Origin of the sequence: uncultured Microbacterium sp. (assembly GCF_947488465.1) — a bacterium.
Classification (GTDB): domain Bacteria; phylum Actinomycetota; class Actinomycetes; order Actinomycetales; family Microbacteriaceae; genus Microbacterium.
Genome location: NZ_CANKZA010000001.1, coordinates 698,896 through 723,675, shown reverse-complemented (window position 1 = coordinate 723,675; position 24,780 = coordinate 698,896). Strand labels below are relative to the sequence as shown.

The window sequence follows — 24,780 nt, the reverse complement described above, 5'->3', positions numbered from 1 at the left end:
TCTGGCCATGACCGTAGCGTACGCAGCGCCGCGTTCCGCGTCATCCGATGTGGTCTATCTGCTGGGGACTCCCACGGTCATGCAGGACGGCCGATTGCGTGCGGTGCCGGAGGGGTGCAAACGCGTGCTCGCGTTCGTCGCGTTGCAGCATGGAAGGGTCGACCGCCGACATGCGGCGGGGTCGCTGTGGCCCGACGGGTCGGACGATCGGGCATCGGGCAATCTGCGATCGGCGCTCTGGCGGCTGCGGGGTGCCGGCATCGACGTGATCGAGTCCGACAAGATCAGCGTCTTCCTGCGCGAGCACACGACGACCGACCTCGACGAGCTGTGCGAGTGGGCCGACCGGCTGATCGCGGGTTCGTTCGACGAGGACGACCTGCACGTGCCGAACTGGACGTCGACGATCGCCGAGCTGCTGCCCGGCTGGTACGACGAGTGGGTCATCTTCGAGCGCGAGAGAATTCGACAGCGGATGCTGCACGCCCTCGAGGTGCTCAGCTGCACGCTCCGCCGCGCAGGGCGCTACGGCGAGGCGATTGACGCGGCGGTGGATGCCGTCGCGGTCGAGCCGCTGCGCGAGAGCGCTCATCGCGTGCTCGCCGAGGCACATGTGGCCGAGGGCAACGTGATCGAGGCGCGTCGCACCTACATGCGGTACCGCGACCTCGCGCGGCGCGAACTGGGCGTGGAGCCGAGCGCGGCGTTCCGCGCGTGGATCCAGATGTGCGGCGCCCCCCGCGCGATGCGCCCTGGGGGCTGATCGCGCATCGCCAGAGCCTGAGGGTGGGATCGTCGTCGCGGGCGACTTGCGTCTCGTCTCGGTGCTGCGCTCTTCGTTCGCCGCCGTCGGCAACGGCACGGTGCAGCCGAAGTCCGTTGCGCCGATGTTGAAACCCACACTCCCGGTTGCGCGCGCGCCGGATGGCCGCTCCTCAGAGGGGCTCTGGAAGCAGCCGCCGATTGGCACGGGTCACGTAGCCACCCCCGTCATGAATCCCGCAATCGCGCACCGGTCGGTGACCGAAGCGGTTCCAGCGCTGACCCCATACCTCGAGGCCTTGTCTGTCGAACTGGCCACGGCTGAGAGACAGCCAGCCCTCGATCCGAACCACCGTGCTGGGCCGAGTCGGCGGGACCAGATTGGGACCGATAACCCCCGGGGGAGTCCCAGATTCGGCCCGCGCACCCCCGTGCCCACCGGTTCACTGAACCCATGAGAACCGCGAAACACGCGGTTTCCTGCCCATGCAGGGTGGGGGAGTCGAGGCCCAGACGACCTTCAGTTGGTCTCGGTTCGAGTTCGAGGGTCGGCTCCGGGAAGCCCAGCCCGCTCGAGGGCCAGCCGAGTGGCAGGCAGCAGGCACGCGCTGCTCGCTGACCTGATTTCCTGCATGATTCCGCTGGTCCCGTCGAGGATTGGGACTTCTCAACTGCGCCGCCAACTCACTCGTCAGACACGGTACGGGCGCCGAGCCCATCGGTTGGTCTCGGTGAGTCACCAGGCCCGCCGCCTGTGTCTCTTGCCGTCGCTGCGCGTGAGCGGAAGCGGTCGTCCGCACTGTCCGAGAACCTGTCCGTTTACTCCCCGTAGCCGTCCGTAAACGTCCAGAGATAGACTGAGCCCCAGACGGCATCTGCCGCCTGGGGCTCAGTAAATTGCTGGCCTCGAAACCGGGAGTGCGGTCTCTAGGACCCCTCGGAATCAGACTCCGAAGTACAGCTCGAACTCGAACGGGTGCGGGCGCGCCGCGATCGGCTTGATCTCGTTCTCGATCTTGTATTCGATCCACGTCTCGATGAGCTCGGGGGTGAACACGTTGCCGCGCGTCAGGAACTCGGAGTCGGCACGCAGCGCCTCGAGCGAGTCCAGCAGCGAGTTCGGAACCTGGGGAATGTTCTTCGCCTCCTCGGGGGGAAGCTCGTACAGGTCCTTGTCGACGGGCTCGTGCGGCTCGATGCGGTTGATGATGCCATCGAGGCCGGCCATCAGCTGCGCGGCGAACGCGAGATAAGGGTTACCCGAGGCATCCGGCGCGCGGAACTCGATGCGCTTCGCCTTCGGGTTGGACCCCGTGATCGGGATGCGGATGGCTGCCGAACGGTTGCCGGCCGAGTAGACCAGGTTGACCGGAGCTTCGTAGCCCTTGACCAGACGTTTGTAGGAGTTGATCGTCGGGTTCGTGAACGCAAGCACCGCAGGTGCGTGGGCCAACAGGCCGCCGATGTACCAGCGTGCGGTGTCGGAGAGTCCGCCGTAGCCCTTCTCGTCGTAGAAGAGGGGCTTGCCGTCGAGCCACAGCGACTGGTGGGTGTGCATACCCGAGCCGTTGTCGCCGAAGAGCGGCTTCGGCATGAAGGTCGCGACCTTGCCCCACTGCTCTGCGGTGTTCTTGATGATGTACTTGAACTTCAGGATGTCGTCCGCGGAGTGGACCATCGTGTCGAAGCGGTAGTTGATCTCCTGCTGGCCGCCGGTGCCCACTTCGTGGTGCGAGCGCTCGAGGACGAAACCCGCTTCGATCAGCTTGAGCGTCATGTCGTCGCGCAGGTCAGCCGTCTTGTCGACGGGGCTGACGGGGAAGTAGCCCCCCTTGTACGGGGTCTTGTTGGCGAGGTTTCCGCCCTCTTCCTCGCGGCCGGTGTTCCAGGCGCCCTCTTCCGAGTCGACGCTGTAGAAGCTCTGGTTCTGCGTGACGGAGTAGCGCACGTCGTCGAAGATGTAGAACTCCGCCTCGGGTGCGAAGAAGGCCGTGTCGGCGATGCCGGTGGACGCGAGGTACTTCTCGGCCTTCTTGGCGACCTGACGCGGGTCCTTGTGGTAGATCTCACCGTTACGCGGGTTGTAGATGTCGAAGATCATGACGAGCGTCTTGGCTTCGCGGAACTGGTCGAGGTACGCGGTCGACACATCCGGGATCAGCTGCATGTCCGACTCGTGGATGTTCGCGAAGCCGCGAATCGACGAGCCGTCGAACAGCTGACCGACCGTGAAGAACTCCTCGTCGACGGTCGAGGCGGGAATGTTGAAGTGCTGCTGCACACCAGGGAGATCCGTGAAACGGATGTCGAGGAACTTGACGTCCTCGTCCTTGATGTACGCGAGCACCTCGGATGAATCTTTGAACATGGAGTCTCCAAGATCGGGTGTGGAACACGCCTGACGGAATCAGGCTCGCCTCGACCGTAGTCGGGGCCGGTTGCTCGGTAGTATCCCCAGTGTTTCAGACTTGTTACGAGGCCGCGGATAGGCTGGACGCGTGGCAACGGAACTCAGTGCGAACATGTATCCGGGTGAGCGTCTCGGGATGCCGGAGTTCGGGACCGGAAGTGTGGCGCGCCCCGGCCGCAGGCTTGCGGCTCTCGCGATCGACTGGGCGAGTGCCGTCCTGATCTCGATCGCGTTCTTCTCGTACGACTCGCTGGCCACGCTCGCGATCTTCGCGATCGTCCAGATCGTTTTCCTCCCCACCCTGGGAGGGAGTCCGGGACACCGACTGCTCGGATTGCGTCTGCAGATGCTCGGCGGGGGATGGGTCGGGCTCTGGCGCCCGATCGTCCGCACGCTTCTTCTCGTGCTGGTCATTCCCGCCGTCGTCTGGGATGCCGACCAGCGGGGTCTGCACGACAAAGCCGTCGGTACGGTCCTCGTCCGTCGATGAGTCGCCGACGAGAAGCGCTCAGCGCGGGCGTTGCGCGCGAGCCTTGGCCGGGTCGACTCCCTTGGGGATCGGTAGCGACGTCACCGACTGCGACACCGAGTCGACGCGCTTGACGACAGCCGCCATGGTCGATCGGTCCACCGATTTCGGGAGCGACTTGATGGTCGAGGAGAGTTTGGCGATGGCGACATCACCCTCGCCGTGGCCGAGGTAGATGACGGTGATCGGCACACCGGAAGCGACGCGCTGCACCTTCATCTTCTCGTCGTTGACGAGTCGTGTGAGGCGGCCGCGAGCGCCTTCGGCCACGATGACGACACCACCGCGTCCGATGACGCGGTAAACGGCATCCTGCGTTTTCGGGTTGACCCCGACGGGCATGTCGGAGGCGACCCACTTGCGTCCGAGCGACGTGGACAGCACGTGTCCGGCGCCCCCGGGAACGCCGTCGAGCTTGCGATACATCGCGTGCGTCGACAGGCGCGTCATCAGGATCATGGCGCCCAGAAGGCCGAACATCACACCGGTGATGCCCCAGAGAATGACACTCCACACCGCCACCGGCGGCACGAGGAAGCCGACCAAGACACCCGCGCCGATGCCGAGCAACAGGACGGCGATGAGTGCCCACGGCAGCCAACCGAACTCGGCCTTGGTGAACGTGTACAGGGAGCGAAGCTGCGCGAAGAAACCGGGGCGCTTCTCGGGCGCGGTACTGCGGGAGGACATGGTGACAGCCTACCGCCGGGGCGCGCCGAACTCTTCACATTCCGCTGCTCGCGGGCTCTCTCCACAGATGGGCGCGATGAACACCCACCGACACGTGTCGGCGCGCACACTCGAAGACATGACAGCATCGGATGCGCTCGTCCTGCCGGGATCTCCCGTCCCGTTGCGGCGCCTCCGGGCGGAGGAGTCACCGTATCCCGGCGTCCTGTGCGCGGGGGAGCCGCCCGTCATCTGCGTCGACGATGACGACCTCCCGGCTGTGCTCTGGAATGTCGCGGCAGACGGCCACCTCCTGGCCCCCGTCGACGCGGTACGCACCGCTGACGGCACTGCCGCTCTCATCCCCGCGTGCCGGGCCCGCCTCGACAGCGGCGCGGCGACGACGCCCGGGCGCGCGATCACCGTCGCGATCAGCATCGTCCGTGCGGTTCACGAAGCGGGCCCGCTCGGCCACGATGCCGGTACCTGGTGGGTGGATGCCGGTGGACGCCCGGTGCTGGCGCTCGGATCCGGAATCGGGTGGCGCGAGGATGCGGCGGAGATCCTCGCCGGCATGGCGGAGACCCACCCCGGAGCACTCGAGCGCGTACTGACGCGGATCGCGGCCGGCATCGCAGACGCGTCGCTTGTGCGCCGACACGCGGACGAGTGGGAGGACGCCCTCTTCGCTGCGGCGGAGCCGGAGCCGTTGGCAGACCTTCCCCCGGGCGAGAGCGCCACGACCGACACCGCGCCGCGCCGGGCGACCGCGGTGCGGCGCGAGCACACCGTATCCCCGGCAGTGTCGACGGTGGGCGCCATGCTCGCGCGCCTCGTCGACGCCGACATTGCGCGGCGCACGACCGAGGCGGTCAGCAAGGCCTGCGAAGCGGTGCTCGGGTCCCGCCGCCGGACGCCGCGGCGGGAACCGGAGGAGGTCGACGGTCCGCGGCGCCGGCGCGGCCCGCTCCTCGCCGCCATCGCGGTGATCGGTGTCGTGGTGACACTCGGCCTCGTCTGGCCCGACCCGGACACCGCGTCGGATGCGGCGGCGCCGGTCGCCAGCGCTCCCCCCGTGGTCATGACCCCGGTGCCCTCAGACACGACCTCGGCTCCACCGCCCGAGATGTCCGCGCTCGAGAGCGGCGCCCGCGCGGCGATCGGTCTGTTGGCTCAGTGCAGTGCCGGCGACGCGGAGGCGTGCGCTGCGGTGCGGGAGGATCCCACCCAGCCATTGCCCGAAGGACTTGTCGTCTCGGGGCGGGAACCGACCACCATCGCTGTGCTCGACGAGTACGGCGGCGTCGCCGTCGTTCGTGCAGATGGTGCGGGATTTACGTCTCAAGCAGTCGTTCTCGTCCAGGTAGACGAAAGATGGCTGGTCCGCGACGTCTACGACCTCGCGGACCAGCCATGAACCATCTCGGGTGGGTCAGATCCCCAGCTGCGGCTGGAAGTCCGCCGTCTCCAGGCGGGTCTTCACCGCGCCGAGGAAACGCGCGGCATCCGCACCGTCGACGATGCGGTGATCGTAGGAGAGCGCCAGGTAGACGTATGAGCGGATGCCGATGGCCTCCACGCCGTCCACCTTCACGACGCCGGGCTCCTTGACGACCGCTCCGGTGCCGAGGATCGCCGACTGCGGCAGGAACACCACGGGCGTGTCGAACAGCGCGCCGCGCGAGCCGGTGTTGGTCACCGTGAAGGTGCCGCCGGCGAGCTCGTCGGGCTTGAGCTTGTTGTCGCGGGTGCGAGCGGCGAGGTCCGCGATCTCCTGGGAGATCTCGGCCAGCGACTTGTCGCCGGCGTCGCGCACGACCGGCGTGAGCAGTCCGCGCTCGGTGTCGACCGCGATCGAGAGGTTCTCGGTGGCCGGGTAGACGATGTCGGTGCCGTCGACCGTGGCGTTGACCACGGGGTAGGCGCGGAGCGCCTCGGCGGCGGCCAGCACGAAGAACGGCAGGAACGACAGCTTGCCACCGGTCTTGGCGACGAAGTCGCTCTGAACGGCGGTGCGGAACGAGGCCACCTTGGTGACGTCGACCTTGACGACGGTCGTGAGCTGAGCCGTCTGCTGCATCGAGGCGACGGCACGCTCGGCGAGCACCTTGCGCAGGCGCGACATCGGCTGGGTCGTGCCGCGCAGCGGCGACACCTCGACCGGAGCGGGTGCGCTCGGCGTGGCGGGCGCCGGGGTTGCGGGAGCGGTCTTCGCGGCCTCGGCGGCGGCGAGGACATCTTCCTTGCGGATGCGTCCGCCCACTCCGGTGCCGGTGACGGTAGCGAGGTCGACACCCTGCTGCTGCGCCAGACGACGTACGAGCGGGGTCACGTAGGTGGCCACGTCGTCGTCTGCGGACAGTGAGGGCATGGTCGGTGCCGGCGGCTCAGCCGCGGGTGCCGGTGCGGCGGCCGGAGCCGGCGCGGGAGCTGCAGTCGGGGCTGCCGGAGCAGGAGCAGGCGCAGGCGCCGCGGGAGCCGGAGCCTGGGCGGGTGCCGGTGTCTCTGCTTCGGGAGCAGGAGCCGCGGTAGGCGCGCCCGACCCGATCCGGGCCAGCGTCGCACCGACGGCGACGGTCTCGTCTTCGGAGACCAGCACCTCCAGGAGCGTGCCGGCAACCGGCGACGGAATCTCCGTGTCGACCTTGTCGGTCGAGATCTCCAGGAGCGGCTCGTCGACCGCAACGTCGTCGCCGACCTGCTTCAGCCAGCGCGTGACGGTGCCCTCGGTGACGCTCTCGCCGAGTTCGGGAAGGACCACGTCCTTCGCGTCGTCCCCGGACGCAGGCGTCGCGGAGTGCTCCGTGGCGGGCGCAGGCTCAGCCGCGGGCTGCTCAGCGGCGGGTGCCGGCTCAGCGGGTGCCTCGACAGCGGGAGCGGCTTCCTCCGCGGCGGGTGCGTCGGAAGAACCAGACCCGTCTCCGATCGTCGCGAGGACCGCGCCGACCTCAACGGTCTCATCTTCCTGGAAGAAGATCTCTTCGATCACACCGCTCACCGGGGAGGGGATTTCGGTATCCACCTTGTCGGTCGAGATCTCGAGCAGGCCTTCGTCGGCCTGGATCGAGTCTCCGACCTTCTTGAGCCAGCGGGTGACCGTTCCCTCGGTAACGCTCTCGCCGAGCGCGGGGAGGACCACGGATGTGCTCATGACTGTGTCTCCTTCAGAAAGTCGATGTCGTGTCTAGCTTAGTGAACCGCGCGCCGCCGGGATGTCAGAGCGCGTGCAACGGCTTGCCCGCGAGGGCTAGGAATGCTTCGCCGAGCGCTTCACTCTGCGTCGGATGCGCGTGGATCAGCGGCGCAAGGTCTTCGGGATGTGCTTCCCACGCGACGGCGAGTTGACCCTCGGTGATGAGTTCCCCGACGCGTTCGCCGACGAGGTGCACGCCGAGGACCGGTCCGTCGATCGCGCGGACGACCTTGACGATGCCCGCGGTCCCGATGATCTCGCTCTTGGCGTTCCCGGCCAGGTTGTACTCGTAGGTCGCGACACGGTCGCCGTGCTCTGCGCGCGCCTGTGCTTCGGTCAACCCGACGGACGCGACCTCCGGGCGGCTGTAGGTGACGCGAGGGATCGTGTGCTCCGGCACGGCAACGGGCGCGAGGCCGGCGATGTGCTCGGCGACGAAAATGCCCTGCTGGAATCCGCGGTGCGCCAGCTGCAGCCCCGGGACGATGTCCCCGACGGCCCACACGTGCGGAACGCTCGTGCGCAGGTGTTCGTCGACCGTGACGAAGCCGCGCTCCAGCGTCACACCCGCACCCTCGAGACCGAGATCGGCGGTCGCCGGGCCGCGCCCGACCGCGACCAGCAGATAGTCGGCGACGAGCGTGGAACCATCCTCGAGGGTCACCGTGACGTCGTCATCGGTCTGGCTCACCGATGCGAACCGCGTTCCCAGTCGGGCGCTGATGCCGCGCTTGCGGTACGCACGTTCGAGCGCCTTACTGAGGGTCACGTCCTCGTTCGGGACGAGGTGGTCAAGCGCCTCGACGATCGTGACCTCGGCGCCGAACGAGCGCCAGACGCTCGCGAACTCGACACCGATGACGCCGCCTCCGAGGATGATGACCCGACTCGGGACTTCGCTCAGCGCGAGCGCCTCCTCGCTACGCAGCACGCGTCCGCCGGCCTCGAGGCCGGGGAGCAGGCGACTGTAGGAGCCGGTCGCGAGCACGATGTCGGTGCCCCGATAGAGGTCGTCGCCCACGCTCACGGCAGGACCTTCGACGAGGCGGCCCACCCCGGTGACGACCGTGATGCCCCGTGCAGCGAGGAGCCCCTCGAGGCCCTTGTACTTCTTCGCCACGATGTTCTCGCGGTACGCGGTGACCCCGGCCATGTCGATGCCCTGCAACGTGGCCGTCACGCCGACGGATGCGGATTCGCGCACATGATCGGCGACTTCTGCCGAGTGCAGCAGTGCCTTCGTCGGGACGCATCCGCGGTGGAGGCACGTTCCGCCGACCTTCTCCTTCTCGATGACGATGACCGAGCGGCCGAGCTCGGCGGCGCGAAGCGCCGCTGCATAGCCGCCGGAGCCGCCACCGAGAACGACAAGATCTGCGGTGTGGCCGGTCATCGTGCGGCCTCCTCGAGGAGATCGATGTGGGTCAGGAAATCAATGAGGCTGCGCACGGTTGCCGCGGTCGGGCCCTTGTCGATCGCCCCGAACGCGGTCTTGGTGGAGCCGGCACCGGCGATGTCGAGGTGCACCCAGGGAATGCGCCGAGCATCCACGTCGTCGGAGACGCGCCCGATGAACCGCTGCAGGAAAAGTCCCGCGAACAGTGCGCCGCCGGACGGATCGCCGATCTTCGCGTTCTGCAGGTCGGCGATGGGGGAGTCCAGCTCGTCCTCCATGTGTGCCGGGAGAGGCATGTGCCACGCCGGCTCGGCTGCACGGGTCGCGGCAGCAAGGTAGGCGGCGACCGCCTCGTCGGTACCCATCACGCCGGTATGACGGTTGCCGAGCGCCACGGTGATCGCGCCGGTCAGGGTCGCGACGTCGACGATGACGTCGGGGTGCTCACGGCTCGCCGCGGCGAGACCGTCGGCGAGGACGAGGCGACCCTCGGCATCGGTGTTGAGGACTTCGACCGTCGTGCCGTTGAGTGTCCGCAGGACATCGCCCGGGCGGATGGCGCGGCCGGACGGCATGTTGTCGGCGACGCACAGCCACCCGGAGACGTGGACGGGCAGCTGCATTTCGGCCGCGGCACGCACCACCGCGAGAACGGTCGCCGCGCCGGCCATGTCGTACTTCATCCCCACCATGCCGGCCGGTGGCTTCAAGGAAAGTCCGCCGGTGTCGAAGGTGATGCCCTTGCCGACGAGAGCGACATGACGTTGTGCGCCCGTCGGCGCATAGTCCAGTCGGATCAGGCGCGGGGGGCGGTCGGATCCCTGTCCGACACCCAGGATGCCGCCGAAGCCCTCCGCGGCCAGACGCTGCTCGTCGTAGACCTCCACGTCGACCGGGAGGTCGACGACCGCCTCCACGGCACGTTCGGCGAAATCTTGGGGGCCGAGCCATTCGGCGGGGGTGTGCACGAGGTCTCTCACCAGTGCGGCGGCGGCGCCCGTCGCGCGGACGGCGGTGTGGTCGGCGGGTGCGATCTCGACGGCCGTGTGCACGACGACGTGGGCCGCGCGTTCCGGTCCGGTGACGCTCTTGTACGCGGCGAAGCGGTAGCCGCCGATCAGGGCGCCTTCCGCCTCAGCACGCCAGAGTTCGGCGGGCGCCAGCGGTGCCGCGATCGCGAGGGTTGCGAACCCGGTGGTCGTGCGGACGGCGGCGCCGATCGCGTCGCGAACCGTGGCGGCATCCATATCGCTGCCGGTGCCGACGACGAACACCGGCAGCGGCGTCGCCTCGGGGACGTGAACCCGCAGGATCGACCCTGCGGCGCCGGTGAAGCCCAGTGCCGAAAGGGTGTCCGCGAGGCCCGGCCAGCCGACGAGTTCGCCCGCGTCGCTCGACACGGCCGAGAGCGGGGGAAGAGCCAGCACGATCGCGTCGGCCTCGAGCGGCGAGGCGGGATCCGTGGGGGGAAGGGAAGCGGTGGACAGCGTCAGCTCCGGAAACGGCATAGGTCCCATCCTAGGTTTGCGCGCGGCGCCGGGGTGGGATCGCGGGCGGATCACCGTGTTCGCTGTGAGCGGGATGCACGCGGCGCCGAGGTCCGGAGGTGCTCGTACAGTGGAACCATGCCATTGTCCGGACCCTTGTACGAGCGCGTCGCGTCGGCACCGCCCGTGCCGTCGGGCCTTCCGCTCGTGATCGCGCTGACCGGCTTCACAGATGCCGGTGGTGCCATCGGGCGCATGATCGAACTCTTCCGTGACGATCTCGAGCCGACGCCGGTCGTGTCCTTCTCCGCCGATGTCCTGCTGGACTATCGCGCGCGTCGCCCGACGATCACCTTCGACGAGGATCACCTCGTCGACTACCGTCCGCCGCGCCTGGAACTGTCGCTGGCTCACGATGCTGTCGGACAACCCTTTGTTCTGCTATCTGGGTTCGAGCCGGATTTCGCCTGGGATGCGTTCACCGAAACGGTGGTCGGACTCGCTGAAGGCCTGGAGGTCGCCCACGTCACGTGGGTGCACGCGATCCCGATGCCGGTGCCGCACACGCGTCCGCTCGGCACGACGGTCAGCGGGACGCGGACCGATCTCACGCAGGCGCATTCGGTGTGGAAGCCGCACACGCAGGTGCCCGCGACCGTCGGGCACCTGCTCGAGCACCGTTTCGCCGTTGCCGGGGCTGCGGTGTCCGGTTTCGTTCTGCTCGTGCCGCATTACCTCGCTGAGACCGAGTATCCGGCCGCGGCGCTGGCCGGGCTCGACAGTCTGTCGGTCGCGACAGGATTGGTCTTCGACGCCGATGCCGTACGAGAGGAGAATCGGGAGTACCTCACGCGGGTCGAAGATCAGGTCTCGGGCAGCGACGAGCTCACCTCGATGGTGCGCACCCTCGAGGAGCGGTACGACTCGTACATGGCGGGGTCGACGCTCGGCCAGCCCATCATCCACGCCGGCGATCTGCCGAGCGCGGACGAGTTGGCGGCCGAACTCGAACGATTCCTGGCCGACCGGCGCAGCGACGATGACAAGCGCGGACGTCGCTGACGGAATGTCCGACGCCACCGCGCTGTTGTCTCTCCCGGGGGCGAGGGTCGGCATGCGCCGATCGGCGTCGTCCCCGCGATGATGTATGCGACAATAGAGACTTGACCCGTTGTCACCAGTGGTGATGCTCCGCGTGCGGAACGTCCCGAGGACTTGACAAGGGTCTTACTAGTGTCCGAAAGCCCGGCGAGACCCCGTCGGTGAAAGGCGAGACGTGACCTCGAGCACGAAGACCCCCCGCACCCCCACGGCCGACGACACCGATGCAGCCGAGGCTCCGGTGAAGGCCGCGACGAAGGCCAAGGCCCCCGCGAAGAAGGCGCCCGCCAAGACGGCCGCAACGAAGGCACCCGCGAAGACCGCAACGGCCAAGGCAGCGCCGGCGAAGAGCCGCGCGAAGGCCACATCCGACGACGACGACATCGACGACGAGGTCGACGGCGACGCGGACATCGTCGTGGATGATGTCGAAGAGACCGCGACGGCCGCCGTCACCCCCGAGGACGCCAAGAAGGCATCCACCGGAGACGACGAGGACGACGAGGACGACGAGGAAGAGTCGACCAAGCCGGCCTTCAGCGAGCCGCTCCCGACCGGCGCGATCGTCATTTCCTCCAGCGATGAGGACGACGCGCCCGTCTATTCCACGATGATCACGGGTGCCACGGCAGACCCGGTCAAGGACTACCTCAAGCAGATCGGTAAAGTGCCGCTGTTGAACGCGGCTGAAGAGGTCGAGCTCGCGATGCGCATCGAGGCGGGTCTGTTCGCCGAAGAGAAGCTGTCGCACATGTCGGCGGCGGAGAAGTCCAAGCAGCTGGGACTCGACCTCCAGTGGGTCGCCCGTGACGGTCAGCGTGCGAAGAGCCACCTGCTCGGCGCGAACCTGCGCCTGGTCGTCTCGCTCGCCAAGCGCTACACCGGTCGCGGCATGCAGTTCCTCGACCTCATCCAAGAGGGAAACCTCGGCCTCATCCGTGCCGTCGAGAAGTTCGACTACACCAAGGGCTTCAAATTCTCCACCTACGCGACGTGGTGGATCCGCCAGGCGATCACCCGAGCCATGGCTGACCAGGCGCGCACGATCCGCATCCCCGTGCACATGGTCGAGGTCATCAACAAGCTCGCTCGTGTCCAGCGGCAGATGTTGCAGGACCTCGGTCGGGAGCCCACCCCGGAAGAGCTGAGCCGCGAACTCGACATGACCCCCGAGAAGGTCATCGAGGTGCAGAAGTACGGCCGCGAGCCCATTTCGTTGCACACCCCGCTCGGCGAGGACGGCGACAGCGAGTTCGGTGACCTGATCGAGGACACCGAGGCCGTTGTTCCGGCCGATGCTGTCGGCTTCACCATGCTTCAGCGCCAGCTCGAGTCGCTGTTGGACTCGCTGTCCGAGCGCGAAGCCGGAGTGATCCGCATGCGCTTCGGCCTCGGCGACGGTCAGCCCAAGACGCTCGACCAGATCGGCGACACGTTCGGTGTCACGCGCGAGCGCATCCGTCAGATCGAGTCGAAGACCATGGCCAAGCTCCGGCATCCGTCCCGCTCGCAGTCGCTGCGGGACTACCTCGAATGAGCGCGGACGTCCCCAACGACGGCAAGGCCCTCACGGTCACGGTCGACGGCACCGCGTTCGCGCGCATCCCGATCCGAACCCGCGTGGTCATGCCGGGCGACGACCTGGATGCGTTCATCACGGAGTACGCCACGGGCACGGTTCGCGCGGGCGATCTCCTCTTCGTGACCGAGAAGATCGTCGCCATCACGCAGGGCCGTTCGTTCACCCTCGACGAGATCACCCCGCGTCCGCTCGCCCGATTCCTCTCGAAGTACGTCACCCGCACGTCGTACGGGATCGGCCTCGGCATGCCCGAGACGATGGAGATGGCGCTCCGCGAGTGCGGAACGCCCCGCATCCTGTTCGCCGCCGCCGTCAGCGCGGTGACGAAGCTTTTCGGGCGGCGTGGGGACTTCTACCGCATCGCCGGTGACAAGGCCCGCGCGATCGATGGCCCCACGAGCGGCACGATCCCCCCGTACAACAAGGCCGTCGTGCTCGGGCCGACTCGGCCCGACGCCGTCGCCGCGCACCTGAAGTCGCTCCTGGGCGACGTGGCCGACGTTGCGGTCGTCGACATCAACGACATCGGTGGCAACATCCTTGGCTCAACGCTCGATAAGGCCGCTGAACAGCGCCTTGTGCGCATCCTCGGCGACAACCCGCTCGGCCAGGGACACCAGTCGACACCGCTCGGCATCATCCGTCCCGCCTGACACACGCGTCTCGGCAGCCCGCGCGGGGGGACCTCGCCCTGTGCGGCCGCGCCCCGACCGTATTCAGTCTGCCCGCGGTTGCAGAGGGCTCATTTCCGGGGAATCGGTGCTTTCTGCGCTCGCCAGACTGAATACGGGTCGGGCGAATGGGGCGGGGAGCGGCGTGCGCGGTCCTCAGCCGGTCAGAAGCCCATGGCCGCCCGGTAGCGGGGCAGGTGGCCGCGGCGGATGCCGGTCGCAGACGGCTTGTTTTCGAACACTCCGGCACCCCAGTTGCCCTCGACCAGGACCGGCCCGGATTCGGTCGCGACGATGTCCCAGCCGACGTAACGCACCTGCGGCACGACCAAGGCGACCTCGGTGATGAGTGTGCGGACCTCGTCCATCATCGGTAGCTGGAAATCAGCGATCCGTTCGCCGGAGTCGGGGTGCGTTTCGTAGAGTTCGCCGTGGATGTCGTAGCCCATGCCCATCGCGCGTCCGTCTTCGTGGAGAGCGGTGTAGAAGCCACCGAACGCACCCTGATCGCTCACCTTGCCGCGTCCGAACTTCTGGGCCATGTTGATGATCTCGACGGTGCCGTCGTCCTTCACGAACGTCGTGACCCGCGTCGTGTTGGCCGTTCCCGGGGCGATGGCCTCGAGCGCCGCGTGCTGGGTGATCCGTTCCTCCACGAGAACTTCGCCCTTCGCCACCAATTCGGCATGGAAGGCGGCCCAGTCGGTGACGGTCGTGGTGTCATATCGGCTGACGCCGAACCCGGATTTGCTCACCGGCATCTTGCCGATCACAACGGGATGCCGCTGTGCGAACGCGCGGAGTTCCTCGGCATCCGCTGTCTCCAGATCGAGCCACTCACGACCGAGGAACCGGTCGAAGAGCGTGTTGAACTCGATCTTGTGATGGAAGTGATGGACGAAGGCCGGGTCGTCGAACGTCTTCGACAGTTCGAGCGCGAGCGGGCTGGTCACCCAGGTTGCGCGCTCTGCGCGGTTCAGGATCGCGAAATCGAACTCGATGTAGTCGTTGAAGCCCACGCGCTTGACTCCCGCAGACCAGAGCATGTCGACCAGCACGGCCGGGTAGTTCTTGCCATGGATGCGAGCGGTCTTGCGGGCACGATCTGTCACAGATCGCACGTCGAAACCGCGGGCGCGCTGCCAGAGGAAACGCAGACGGTCGAGGGGAGCGAGGGCGCTCGAAGGCATGGGGGCGTCCTCCCGGACTGTGGAGACGGTGTCTCCCCAGTCTACGAGGGAGCGCTCAGCGAGCGTCGATCAGGCGGGCGGTCTCGTCGTGCCAGCTTGTCGCGATGGCACGGAGCTTCTCTTCGTATTTCCGGCCGTGGTGGGCGCAGAACAACAGTTCGCTGCCATTGACCTCGGCGGCGATGTACGCCTGAGCGCCGCACGAATCGCAGCGGTCTCCCGCGGTCAGGCGGTAGTCGAGGACGGCGGTGTTCTCAGCGGTATCAGTCATGCTCATTTCGGGGCCTCCTCGATCGGTGGGGATGACGCATCCCCGTCGGTGCGGATGCCTCACATACAACCACGCGAACGCAGCATTCATGCCGTGATCCGGTCACATTTCGCTGTGCGCGTACGGGGGAATGCCACAGGATCTATGGCGGCCGCGGGTCCTGAGTGTGTCCTGCGCCGCGTGTCGTCGGGGCTGGATACGCTTGAGGATTGTGACCGCCGAGTATTCCGCCCATCACCTTCAGGTGCTCGAAGGACTCGAGGCCGTCCGCAAACGCCCCGGCATGTACATCGGGTCCACCGACTCTCGGGGGCTCATGCACTGCGTGTGGGAGATCATCGACAACTCCGTCGATGAAGCTCTCGGCGGGTTCGGCACGCGCATCGACATCCGGCTGCATCCGGACGGGAGTGTCGAAGTGCGCGACCAGGCACGCGGGATCCCCGTCGATGTCGAACCGCGCACGGGTCTCACCGGTGTCGAGGTGGTGTTCACCAAGCTCCATGCCGGCGGCAAGTTCGGTGGCGGGTCCTACGCGGCCTCCGGCGGGTTGCACGGCGTGGGCGCGTCGGTGGTCAATGCGCTCTCCGAACGTCTCGACGTGGAAGTCGACCGCGGTGGCAAGACCTATGCGATGTCCTTCCACCGCGGCGAACCCGGCCAGTTCGCGGGACCGGCGCCGGACTCGCCCTTCACCCCGTTCGAGCGGTCGTCCGAGCTGCGCGTGGTGGGCAAGGTCGCCAAGGGTGTGACGGGTACCCGCATCCGCTACTGGGCCGACCGGCAGATCTTCACGAAGGATGCGGCCTTCCACCTCGACGAACTCGAGCAGCGCGCACGCCAGACCGCCTTCCTGGTTCCCGGTTTGGAAATCGTCATCGACGACGAGCGGCCGCAATCCCGGTCGGGGACCGAGCCCAGTTCGACGAGCTATCGGTTCGACGGCGGCATCTCGGAGTTCGCCGACTTTCTCGCCCCCGACACCCCCATCACCGACACGTGGCGACTGACTGGCGAAGGCACCTTCACCGAGACGGTCCCGGTGCTGCAGCCATCCGGCGCGATGGTGCCGACCGAGGTGGAGCGCACGTGTCAGGTCGACCTCGCGTTGCGGTGGGGGACCGGGTACGAGACGGTCGGCCGCTCGTTCGTGAACATCATCGCGACACCCAAGGGCGGCACACACCAGGCCGGATTCGAACAGGGATTGATGAAAGTCGTCCGTGATCAGATCGCGCAGAACGCCCGACGACTCAAGGTCGGCACGGGCGAGAAGATCGAGAAGGACGACATCCTCGCCGGTCTCACCTCGGTGCTGACCGTACGCCTGCCCGAGCCCCAGTTCGAGGGACAGACGAAGGAAATCCTCGGCACGCCGGCCGTCCGCAACATCGTCACGAATGTCGTGACCCGTGAGTTGGCGGCGCGCTTCTCCTCACCCAAGCGCGATGACAAGGCCCAGACTTCGCTGTTGCTCGACAAGGTCGTCTCCGAGATGAAGGCGCGCATCTCCGCGCGCACCCACAAGGAGACCCAGCGGCGCAAGAATGCGCTCGAGAGCTCTTCTCTGCCCGTGAAGCTCGCGGACTGCCGCACGAATGACGTCGCCGAGTCGGAGCTGTTCATCGTCGAGGGTGACTCGGCCCTCGGAACGGCGAAAAACGCGCGCAACAGCGAATATCAGGCGCTCCTCCCGATTCGGGGAAAGATCCTGAACGTGCAGAAGGCGTCGATCAGCGACATGCTGTCCAACGCCGAGTGCGCGGCGATCATCCAAGTGATCGGAGCGGGATCGGGGCGGTCCTTCGACCTCGCATCCGCCCGCTACGGCAAGGTGATCCTGATGAGCGACGCCGACGTCGACGGCGCGCACATCCGCACCCTGCTGCTGACGCTCTTCTTCCGGTACATGAGGCCGCTGATCGAGGACGGACGGGTCTATGCCGCCGTCCCGCCGCTTCACCGCGTCATCGTCCCGAACCCCGGCGCGAAGCCCAACGACATGGTCTACACGTACTCCGAGAAGGAGCTCCACACTCTTCTCGCGTCGCTGCAAAAGTCAGGCAAGCGTTGGCAAGAACCGGTACAGCGGTACAAGGGCCTCGGCGAGATGGATGCCGACCAACTCGCCACCACGACGATGGATCGGGCGGGCCGGACGCTGCGCAGGGTCCGCGTCGAGGATGCCGAAGCCGCGTCGCGCGTGTTCGAGCTTCTCATGGGGAGCGACGTCGCGCCTCGCCGCGACTTCATCATCGGCTCAAGCGACCGGTTGTCCCGCGAGTCGATCGACGCCTGATCGCCGCGACCTGCGCCGGACCCACGGAGGGCCCGGGATCGATCTGGGGGTCGATCCCGGGCTGTGCCGTGCGTCTGGGCACCCGTCTCCGATCGACGAAGGCGCTGAGCGACTCTTCATCCCCGAATGACCGGTACAACAAGTGCCGTTCGCAAGTGAAAAACCGCTGCGGGAGCGGTACTTCGGCTGAACCCAGGTTACGGACCGGGCCGCACCAGAACCGTCGACCTTCGCCTAACCGTCCTACGACTTTTGTCTATGTTCTGGTCACGCCGCGAGCGGGAGCGAAGCGCTGACGACCCACCCCTGGCGGCGACGCGCGGCCTCGAATGTGCCACCGAAGACACGGAAACGCTCACGGAGACGCATGATCCCGTAGCCCGAAGAGGGGAGGCCGGCGGTGCTGGCAGCGGGGGAATCGTCGGAGAACTCCAGGTGCACCCAGCCGTGCTGAACCGTCACGGCGATGCGCACGTGGCGCGCTCCGGTCGCGTGCTTGAGGACATTGGTGGAGCTTTCTCGGATGACGCGGATCAGGGCCAACAGCGACGCGTTGGGAAGGCGAATCTCATCCGGGACCTCGACGCTGACCGCGATCCCTGCCATTTCGAGTTCCTTCACCACAGCCCCGATCGTCGCATCGAGGGTGTCCGGCGATGGCACGCGCTCGGGGGTCAGGTTCTCTTCGCCGCGCACCATGCCGAGCACGCGACGGATATCGGTCAGTGCCTGGACGGCGGCTTCCCGGATCGCGGTCTGGGAGAGGTTGCGGGTGCCCTCGTCGTGGGTACGCTCCAGCACCGCGGCATGGAGAGCGACGATCGTGATCTCGTGCGCCACGATGTCGTGCAGTTCGTCCGCGATCAGGTCACGCTCGCGGCGGAGTTGTTCGGCGAGTTCACGCTCGTTCTCTTCAACCTGTTGGGACAGTCGGAGCCACCGGCTGTACTGCTGACGGATGGATAACCCGATGAAGAAACTCACCACACCGAGCAACACGATGATGAAGACGCCGGCCGGCTCGAAAACTCGTGTCGGACGGACTGCTTCCGCGATCGCCCACGCGGCGACCGCTGAGGAATAGAGCGCCGTCAGAGCGGGACTGCACGTGGCCGAAACGAGTCCGACGACCAGTGCCATACCGATCAGGTACTCCGTGGAGACACCGAAGACGGCGGCGATGATCATGACGGCGATGAGAGCTGCCGTCGCGATCGGAGGACGCCAAGCGAACAGCGCGATCAGGATGACCAGCGCGGTTCCTACGATCGCGCCGAGAAGCGTTGCCGGCGATGTGCTCGTGGCCCGGATGAGGGAGTCAACGATCAAAACGACGGCGATGACGACCAGCAACACCCGGCGCGCGCCTGCGCGGAGGGGCTGAAAGGTCCAAAATGGAGCGCGTCGGCGCATCCATCGTGTTGATCGGAGAGCGGTCACCCTCCGATTATCCCGTGTCGCGGGATCAGCGGAAAATGCCGATCATCTTTCCAAAAACGTAGAAGATACCCATGAGATTCACCTCCTGCAATGTCTCGAATCGATTCTTCAAACAGACGTCCTCGGGTACGACCGACCAATGGCTAGATCCGTTGCGACTTTCGTCGTAGTTCCGCTCGTCAGCGTCGGCTCGAAGCTTTCGTAGGATGGCCACGTGACTGATGTGATTCGAGTGATTGTCGTGGACGACGAGTCCCTGGTGCGCGCTGCACTCCGCGTTTTCCTCGAGTCCGCCGACGGCTTCGAGGTCGCCGGTGAGGCGGCCAACGGCGCCGATGCGATTTCGCTCGTGCGTGCCGTGCAACCGGACGTCGTGCTGATGGACGTGCAGATGCCGACAATGGACGGTATCGAAGCCACCCGCCGCCTGACGCGCGAATTCCCCGGAATCAAGATCGTGGCCCTCACGACGTTCTCCACCGAACGTGTCGTCGTCCCCATGTTGAGCGCCGGTGCGTCGGGGTTTCTCGTGAAGGACACGTCGCCGGAGCGGATCCTGGATGCCGCACGCCTGGCGTTCGACGGGGGATACGTGCTCTCGCCGCGCGTCGCGGAGAATCTCGTGAACTCGATCCAGGCGAACGAACCACCGGCACCTCGTCAACTCGGCCGGGATGAGGCGCTCACGGATCGTGAACTCGAGGTCGTCGCGCTGCTCGCGAAAGGCATGTCCAACGCCGAGATCGCCCAAGAGCTCTTCGTCTCGGAGGCGACGGTGAAGTCTCACCTCGGCCGCATCACGACCAAATGGGGCGTGCGCGACCGCATCCAGGTCCTCATCCGGGCGGCCCAGCTGCGGCTGGTCACCCTCACCTGAGCGCGACTGCGCGTCGTCAGGAGATCGCGGACCCGATCGCGCCGACAACGGCCTCCAACGGTGTGCCGGAGGCGTCGCGCTTCGCGCCGGCATCGGGCAGCTGACGCACGACTCCATCAGTTCCCACGGCGCGCGCAGTGGTGCCCACCCAGGCGAGGGTCAGCGTGTCCTCGCCCTTCAGGAAGCGTTGCGCGCGCACGCCGCCGGTCGCGCGGCCCTTCGCCGGAAACTCATCGAACGTCGACACTTTGCCGCTTCCCGCGTCGGTTCCGGCCAGAGCGCCGGTCGCGCCGGCGATCGTGATGACAACGGCGTCGGCGGGGTCGTCGACGACGCTGAACGAGACGACCCGCTCGCCGGGTGTCAGCCTGATTCCGGCCATGCCGCCCGCGGACTTGCCCTGAGGGCGTACCGCATCGGCCGCGAAGCGGAGGAGTTGGGCGTCGCTGGAGACGAACACCAGCTCCGCTGCATCGCCGGCGGGCGCGGCCCCGACCACACGGTCTCCGGGCTTGAGAGCGATGATCTCGACCTCCGCCTTGCCGGGGGGCAGCTCAGTGGTCGACACGCGCTTGACGACCCCCTGGAGCGTCCCCAGCGCGATGGGAGTCGGTGCGTCGAGAGCCACGATCGTCACGACATGCTCGGACCCACTCAGGCTGAGGTAGTGATCGGCCTTTGTACCGGCGGCCACCTGAACCGAGTTGCCCGGCACCGACGGCAGATCGACGGGGGAGAATCGGACGAGGCGCCCGGCGCTCGTCACGGCGCCGAGGGAACCGCGCGTGGTCGAGTCGACCGCGGCGCGGATCGCATCATGCTTCGAGCGACGCGCCGGCGGCACGATGCCGCCACCCAGAATGTCGACCGCGGTCTCGGCCCGGACCATCCGTCCGGTCGCGGACAGGAAGACGCGGCAGGGTGCGTCGGCGATCTGGAGGTCGGCGGGTGCCGCCGCGCGGGAGCGGGGGGCGACGGGACCGCCGTTGAGCAACAGCGTGCGACGAGGTGTGCCGTACGCCTCAGCGGCGGCATCCAGCTCACGGGCCACCTGGGCGCGCAGCAGCGAGTCGCTGCCGAGCAGCTCTTCCAACTGGGCGATCTCGGCGAGGAGGGTGGCGCGTTCGCTCTCGAGCTCGATCCGGGAGAACTTCGTCAGACGCCGCAGACGGAGTTCGAGGATGTACTCGGCCTGGAGCTGGGTCAGCTCGAACACATCGATCAGGCGCGTCCGGGCCTGCTCCCCATCGTCCGAGCCGCGGATGACCTGGATGACCTCGTCGATGTCGAGGATCGCGATCAGGAGACCTTCGACGAGGTGGAGCCGCTCCTGGCGCCGCGCCAGCCGATATCGGCTGCGGCGCGTCACGACCTGCAGGCGGTGGTCGAGGTAGACGCGCAGCATGTCCTTCAGGCCGAGCGTCTGGGGTTGTCCGTCGACGAGGGCGACGTTGTTGATGCCGAAGGAGTCCTCGAGGGGCGTCAATCGGTACAGCTGCTCGAGCACAGCGTTCGGATCGAATCCGGTTTTGATGCCGATGACGAGTCGGAGGCCGTGATTGCGGTCTGTCAGGTCGACGACGTCGGCGATGCCGGTCAGCTTCTTCGCGGTGACGGCATCCTTGATCTTCTCGATCACGCGCTCGGGGCCGACCATGTACGGCAATTCGGTGACCACGAGTCCGGTGCGTCGCGGTCCGAGCGACTCGATCGAGACCTTCCCGCGGGTGCGGAACGTGCCGCGTCCCGATGCGTAGGCATCCTTGATCCCGTCGAGCCCCACGATCACGCCGCCGCCGGGAAGATCGGGACCGGGGACGAACTCCATCAATTCGGGGAGCGTCGCACCCGGGTGTTCGAGCAGGTGGATGGCGGCGGCGACGACCTCGATCAGGTTGTGCGGCGCCATGTTGGTCGCCATGCCGACGGCGATGCCGGTTGCGCCGTTGACGAGGAGATTGGGAAACGCCGCCGGCAGCACGTCGGGCTGCTGGAACTGGCCGTCGTAGTTCGGAACGAAGTCGACGACGTCTTCATCGAGATTCTCGGTGAGCGCCATTGCCGCGGGCGCCAGCCGTGCTTCGGTGTAGCGCGCCGCCGCAGGCCCGTCGTCGAGCGAGCCGAAGTTGCCGTGGCCGTCGACGAGGGGAACCCGCAGTGCGAAGTCTTGCGCAAGCCGGACGAGGGTGTCGTAGATGGCGGTGTCGCCGTGCGGATGCAGCTTTCCCATCACCTCACCGACGACGCGGGCGCTTTTGACGTGCCCTCGATCGGGCCGGAGGCCCATATCGGCCATCTGGTAAAGAATTCGGCGTTGGACGGGTTTGAGGCCGTCACGCGCGTCAGGGAGGGCCCGCGAGTAGATCACCGAATACGCGTACTCGAGGAACGACGCTTCCATCTCCGCGGAGACGTCGACATCCTCGATGCGGCCGTGGTCTGCGGGGATCGGTGGGGTGCGCGACGCTGCCATGGATCTTCGGGGTCCTCCGGTGACGGGAAGGGGGCCATCCGCCGTGTGCGAGACTGGCCCCGATGTCTCTCAGCCTACCCGCGGACCCGCCGTCAGCCCGGAGCCTCACCGGTGTCCTGCCGCAGTTGCTGGGCTCGCTCACCGGTACGCCCGACTGGTTTCCCCCGGCGCGGTCGGCGATCGTCGTCATGGTCGACGGCCTGGGTCGGGGAAACCTGACGGCGCGCGCCGGTCACGCACGATTCCTCACCGCGCGCATGGCGAAGAAGGATGCCGCGCGTACCGTCTTCCCGTCGACCACGGCAGCGGCGCTGACGAGTCTGCTGACCGGGGAGAGCCCCGGCATCCATGGGATCGTCGGATATAGCGTGCGTGTGCCGGAGACCGGGCGCGCCGTCAACCAACTGCAGGGATGGGAGACCGACGGTCTCGACCCCGAGCGGTGGCAACGCAGTGAGCCCCTCTTGGCACGGGAAGCTGCCGCCGGCCGGCCGTGCTTCGTCGTCTCCAAACCCGCGTACGCGGCAACCGGATTCACGCGCGCGATCCAGCGGGGGGCGACTTTCGTCGGTGTCGCGGCGGCGGCCGATCGCCTCACCGAGGCCGCGCGGTTGGCCGCCCGACATCCGGGTGCGCTGATCTACGTGTATCTGTCCGAGTTGGATGCCACCGGCCACGCACACGGGTGGGAAAGTGACCGTTGGCTGTCGCGGCTCGAGACGGTGGATGCCGATGTCCAGCGCTTCGAGGAAGTTCTGGACCCCGGAGTGGGCGCCGTGCTCACCGCCGACCACGGCATGGTCGATGTGCCGGCTCACCGTCAGGTCCGCCTCGGTGCGGGTGATCCGTTGCTGGCCGATGTCTCGGTCATGGCGGGAGAACCGCGCATGCTTCACCTGTATGCCGACGGCGACGCTCCTGCGGTGCTCGAGCGATGGCGTGCGGCGGAGGGGGAGCGCTCCTGGGTGCTCTCTCGCGGTGAGGCCATCGAGGCGGGGCTGTTCGGTCCGGGTGTGCACCCGGAGGTTGCATCGAGGATCGGTGACGTCCTGGTCGCCGCTCGTGCCGGAATCGCCTACTACGACGACCGGCTGACGGACAAGAAGGCGCAACGGATGATCGGTCAACACGGATCCCTGACGGATCAGGAGCGCATCGCGCCGCTCATCCGCCTCGGTGCGTTCGCGCGCTGAGGGACCTCAGCGACGACGACGGGCGACGTGTCAGGATCCGTCTTCCGTGCGCGCACCGAAGACGATCTCATCCCACGAGGGCATCGAGGTGCGGCCCTTGCGGCGCGAGCTGTCGCTGATGACCGTGTCATCGATGTCTGTTGCGGCGCTGTCGTCGGTGCCGGGCGTCGCCTGGTCGTAGCCGGGCTCGAGAGCATCGAACAGTGCGACGGGGCTCTGCTGCGTCGGCCGTGCGTCCGGCTGATCGCCGGGCATCGACTCGCGCTGACCGCGACGTCGGCGCAGAGCCTCGAGGAGATCGGCGGTCTCGGCGGAGGTCACGGCGCCGTCGGGGGCGCGCTTGATCGCCGCTTCCTGAACGGCCGCGGCCACGGGCACTCGCACGTCGGGCGACGTGATGTCGGCCTCCGGCTCGATGCGCCGGGGGCCGAATGCCCCGCTGTCGAAGCGGGAGGCATCTTTCAGAGGCGATGAATCGAGTGCGCGCAAACGCGGAATCAAGCCCTCCGGCAGCGACCCTTGGCGTGACAGCTGCGTCGCATCGGCGTTCAACGGAGCGAGCGCGCTGCGGCGGGGATCAAAGCTCCAGCGGGCATCGTGGCCGACCTCGTTGGAGGTGAACTCGAGTTTGACGATCCAGCCCGTCTCCTCGCGCCAGCTCGTCCACCGTTCACCGACCGCGCCGGCTTCGGCCAGTTTGGCGCGCACGGCCGCTCCGAACGTGGGCTGCGCATCGGGGTCGAGTTCGCCCCCGATCAGCACGGGGACCGCGAGCGCCTGACCGATGATGTGCTCGCGCTCGGCCAGCACCGGACGCTCGTAGCGCTGGACGTCGTCCAGACGTGCGCCGAGAAGTTCGGCGACCTCTTCGGCCGACAGTCCCGAGCGGATGTGAGCTTGGATCTCGCGGGGGTTCGCGCGGGCAGCGCGCGGCTCCGAGTCACGCTGCAGACGGCGCAAGTGCGCGCGTAGCGTCTCGTCGGCAGGCAACGAGAACCGTTCGCCCGACTCGGTCGCGAGAACGAGGACGCCCTCTTCGGTTCCGATGAGTTTGAGCTGCTCCATGCGAAACACACCTCCAGTTCCGTGCGTGTGGGCCCATGGTGTCACAGCGCTCCGCCGCATCCGGGAATATCGCGGGCGCGCCGCGAGTTCCTCCCGTCGCACCCGCCGGAATGTGGCGGTCACCACCCGGCATTTGCGAAATACCGGGAGGTCGTGCAAACTATCGCCGCCC

General features: G+C 67.3%; 19 protein-coding genes. 9 read left to right on the top strand and 10 right to left on the bottom strand.

Going from position 1 to position 24,780, the window contains the following annotated elements; genetic code table 11:
• Positions 1-7: 7 nt before the first annotated feature.
• Complete coding sequence (locus tag Q0653_RS03510; RefSeq protein WP_298942587.1) at positions 8-763, top strand: BTAD domain-containing putative transcriptional regulator; 756 nt, start codon at positions 8-10, stop codon at positions 761-763.
• A gap of 942 nt (positions 764-1,705) precedes the next feature.
• On the opposite strand, the gene glnA is transcribed toward Q0653_RS03510, so the two are convergent.
• Positions 1,706-3,130 carry a type I glutamate--ammonia ligase gene (gene glnA, locus Q0653_RS03505; protein WP_298742318.1) on the bottom strand — a complete coding sequence of 475 codons (1,425 nt, stop codon included), beginning with the start codon at positions 3,128-3,130 and terminating at the stop codon, positions 1,706-1,708.
• 154 nt (positions 3,131-3,284) lie between these two features.
• On the opposite strand from glnA, the gene Q0653_RS03500 reads away from it, so the two are divergent.
• Positions 3,285-3,662 (top strand): RDD family protein, encoded by a 378-nt coding sequence (locus tag Q0653_RS03500; protein WP_298943116.1) that lies wholly within the window; start codon positions 3,285-3,287, stop codon positions 3,660-3,662.
• 18 nt (positions 3,663-3,680) lie between these two features.
• Here the strand turns inward: Q0653_RS03500 and Q0653_RS03495 are convergent, their stop codons facing one another.
• Positions 3,681-4,391, bottom strand: a complete 711-nt coding sequence (locus tag Q0653_RS03495; protein WP_298942585.1) for a DUF4191 domain-containing protein — start codon at positions 4,389-4,391, stop codon at positions 3,681-3,683.
• A gap of 118 nt (positions 4,392-4,509) precedes the next feature.
• Here Q0653_RS03495 and Q0653_RS03490 point away from each other — a divergent pair, with 118 nt between their 5' ends.
• Entirely contained in the window at positions 4,510-5,787 is a 1,278-nt protein-coding gene (locus Q0653_RS03490; protein WP_298942582.1) for a hypothetical protein, read from the top strand.
• Positions 5,788-5,802: 15 nt separating this feature from the next.
• Here the strand turns inward: Q0653_RS03490 and sucB are convergent, their stop codons facing one another.
• The 3 genes from sucB to Q0653_RS03475 form a co-directional block, all read right to left on the bottom strand.
• Entirely contained in the window at positions 5,803-7,521 is a 1,719-nt protein-coding gene (gene sucB, locus Q0653_RS03485) for a 2-oxoglutarate dehydrogenase, E2 component, dihydrolipoamide succinyltransferase (protein WP_298742321.1), read from the bottom strand.
• Between the two features lie 64 nt (positions 7,522-7,585).
• A complete protein-coding gene (lpdA, locus tag Q0653_RS03480; RefSeq protein ID WP_298942579.1) occupies positions 7,586-8,956 on the bottom strand; it encodes a dihydrolipoyl dehydrogenase in 1,371 nt (456 codons plus the stop codon).
• The gene (locus Q0653_RS03475; RefSeq protein WP_298942577.1) at positions 8,953-10,467 is read right to left on the bottom strand and encodes a leucyl aminopeptidase; all 1,515 of its coding nucleotides are present in this window, start codon (positions 10,465-10,467) and stop codon (positions 8,953-8,955) included. The genes lpdA and Q0653_RS03475 overlap by 4 nt, the downstream gene beginning before the upstream one ends.
• A gap of 117 nt (positions 10,468-10,584) precedes the next feature.
• On the opposite strand from Q0653_RS03475, the gene Q0653_RS03470 reads away from it, so the two are divergent.
• The 3 genes from Q0653_RS03470 (at position 10,585) to Q0653_RS03460 (ending at position 13,782) form a co-directional block, all read left to right on the top strand.
• Positions 10,585-11,508: a PAC2 family protein gene (locus Q0653_RS03470; protein WP_298942575.1), complete on the top strand. Its 924-nt coding sequence runs from the start codon at positions 10,585-10,587 to the stop codon at positions 11,506-11,508.
• Positions 11,509-11,722: 214 nt separating this feature from the next.
• Entirely contained in the window at positions 11,723-13,084 is a 1,362-nt protein-coding gene (locus Q0653_RS03465) for an RNA polymerase sigma factor (protein WP_298942573.1), read from the top strand.
• Entirely contained in the window at positions 13,081-13,782 is a 702-nt protein-coding gene (locus Q0653_RS03460; protein WP_298742326.1) for a coenzyme F420-0:L-glutamate ligase, read from the top strand. The genes Q0653_RS03465 and Q0653_RS03460 overlap by 4 nt, the downstream gene beginning before the upstream one ends.
• A gap of 182 nt (positions 13,783-13,964) precedes the next feature.
• Here the strand turns inward: Q0653_RS03460 and Q0653_RS03455 are convergent, their stop codons facing one another.
• Complete coding sequence (locus tag Q0653_RS03455) at positions 13,965-14,990, bottom strand: sugar-transfer associated ATP-grasp domain-containing protein (RefSeq protein ID WP_298942571.1); 1,026 nt, start codon at positions 14,988-14,990, stop codon at positions 13,965-13,967.
• A gap of 55 nt (positions 14,991-15,045) precedes the next feature.
• The gene (locus Q0653_RS03450) at positions 15,046-15,267 is read right to left on the bottom strand and encodes a hypothetical protein (protein ID WP_298742328.1); all 222 of its coding nucleotides are present in this window, start codon (positions 15,265-15,267) and stop codon (positions 15,046-15,048) included.
• 202 nt (positions 15,268-15,469) lie between these two features.
• Here Q0653_RS03450 and Q0653_RS03445 point away from each other — a divergent pair, with 202 nt between their 5' ends.
• Positions 15,470-17,560: a DNA topoisomerase IV subunit B gene (locus Q0653_RS03445; protein ID WP_298943115.1), complete on the top strand. Its 2,091-nt coding sequence runs from the start codon at positions 15,470-15,472 to the stop codon at positions 17,558-17,560.
• A gap of 267 nt (positions 17,561-17,827) precedes the next feature.
• On the opposite strand, the gene Q0653_RS03440 is transcribed toward Q0653_RS03445, so the two are convergent.
• Positions 17,828-19,000 carry a histidine kinase gene (locus Q0653_RS03440; RefSeq protein ID WP_298942568.1) on the bottom strand — a complete coding sequence of 391 codons (1,173 nt, stop codon included), beginning with the start codon at positions 18,998-19,000 and terminating at the stop codon, positions 17,828-17,830.
• A gap of 214 nt (positions 19,001-19,214) precedes the next feature.
• Between Q0653_RS03440 and Q0653_RS03435 the strand changes: the two genes are divergently transcribed.
• Positions 19,215-19,877, top strand: coding sequence for a response regulator transcription factor (locus Q0653_RS03435; protein WP_298942566.1), 663 nt, complete (start codon positions 19,215-19,217; stop codon positions 19,875-19,877).
• 16 nt (positions 19,878-19,893) lie between these two features.
• On the opposite strand, the gene Q0653_RS03430 is transcribed toward Q0653_RS03435, so the two are convergent.
• Positions 19,894-22,350: a DNA topoisomerase (ATP-hydrolyzing) gene (locus Q0653_RS03430; RefSeq protein ID WP_298942564.1), complete on the bottom strand. Its 2,457-nt coding sequence runs from the start codon at positions 22,348-22,350 to the stop codon at positions 19,894-19,896.
• A 62-nt stretch (positions 22,351-22,412) separates the two neighbouring features.
• Here Q0653_RS03430 and Q0653_RS03425 point away from each other — a divergent pair, with 62 nt between their 5' ends.
• A complete protein-coding gene (locus Q0653_RS03425; protein WP_298942562.1) occupies positions 22,413-23,543 on the top strand; it encodes a nucleotide pyrophosphatase/phosphodiesterase family protein in 1,131 nt (376 codons plus the stop codon).
• Positions 23,544-23,573: 30 nt separating this feature from the next.
• Here the strand turns inward: Q0653_RS03425 and sepH are convergent, their stop codons facing one another.
• A complete protein-coding gene (gene sepH, locus Q0653_RS03420) occupies positions 23,574-24,608 on the bottom strand; it encodes a septation protein SepH (RefSeq protein ID WP_298942560.1) in 1,035 nt (344 codons plus the stop codon).
• Positions 24,609-24,780 lie beyond the last annotated feature (172 nt).

Excerpts from the sequence above, each read along its gene's own strand:
- Q0653_RS03510 (WP_298942587.1), top strand. The coding sequence starts at position 8 with ATGACCGTAGCGTACGCAGCGCCGCGTTCCGCGTCATCCGATGTGGTC.
- glnA (WP_298742318.1), bottom strand. The coding sequence starts at position 3,130 with ATGTTCAAAGATTCATCCGAGGTGCTCGCGTACATCAAGGACGAGGAC.
- Q0653_RS03500 (WP_298943116.1), top strand. The coding sequence starts at position 3,285 with ATGTATCCGGGTGAGCGTCTCGGGATGCCGGAGTTCGGGACCGGAAGT.
- Q0653_RS03495 (WP_298942585.1), bottom strand. The coding sequence starts at position 4,391 with ATGTCCTCCCGCAGTACCGCGCCCGAGAAGCGCCCCGGTTTCTTCGCG.
- Q0653_RS03490 (WP_298942582.1), top strand. The coding sequence starts at position 4,510 with ATGACAGCATCGGATGCGCTCGTCCTGCCGGGATCTCCCGTCCCGTTG.
- sucB (WP_298742321.1), bottom strand. The coding sequence starts at position 7,521 with ATGAGCACATCCGTGGTCCTCCCCGCGCTCGGCGAGAGCGTTACCGAG.
- lpdA (WP_298942579.1), bottom strand. The coding sequence starts at position 8,956 with ATGACCGGCCACACCGCAGATCTTGTCGTTCTCGGTGGCGGCTCCGGC.
- Q0653_RS03475 (WP_298942577.1), bottom strand. The coding sequence starts at position 10,467 with ATGCCGTTTCCGGAGCTGACGCTGTCCACCGCTTCCCTTCCCCCCACG.
- Q0653_RS03470 (WP_298942575.1), top strand. The coding sequence starts at position 10,585 with ATGCCATTGTCCGGACCCTTGTACGAGCGCGTCGCGTCGGCACCGCCC.
- Q0653_RS03460 (WP_298742326.1), top strand. The coding sequence starts at position 13,081 with ATGAGCGCGGACGTCCCCAACGACGGCAAGGCCCTCACGGTCACGGTC.
- Q0653_RS03455 (WP_298942571.1), bottom strand. The coding sequence starts at position 14,990 with ATGCCTTCGAGCGCCCTCGCTCCCCTCGACCGTCTGCGTTTCCTCTGG.
- Q0653_RS03450 (WP_298742328.1), bottom strand. The coding sequence starts at position 15,267 with ATGAGCATGACTGATACCGCTGAGAACACCGCCGTCCTCGACTACCGC.
- Q0653_RS03430 (WP_298942564.1), bottom strand. The coding sequence starts at position 22,350 with ATGGCAGCGTCGCGCACCCCACCGATCCCCGCAGACCACGGCCGCATC.
- Q0653_RS03425 (WP_298942562.1), top strand. The coding sequence starts at position 22,413 with ATGTCTCTCAGCCTACCCGCGGACCCGCCGTCAGCCCGGAGCCTCACC.
- sepH (WP_298942560.1), bottom strand. The coding sequence starts at position 24,608 with ATGGAGCAGCTCAAACTCATCGGAACCGAAGAGGGCGTCCTCGTTCTC.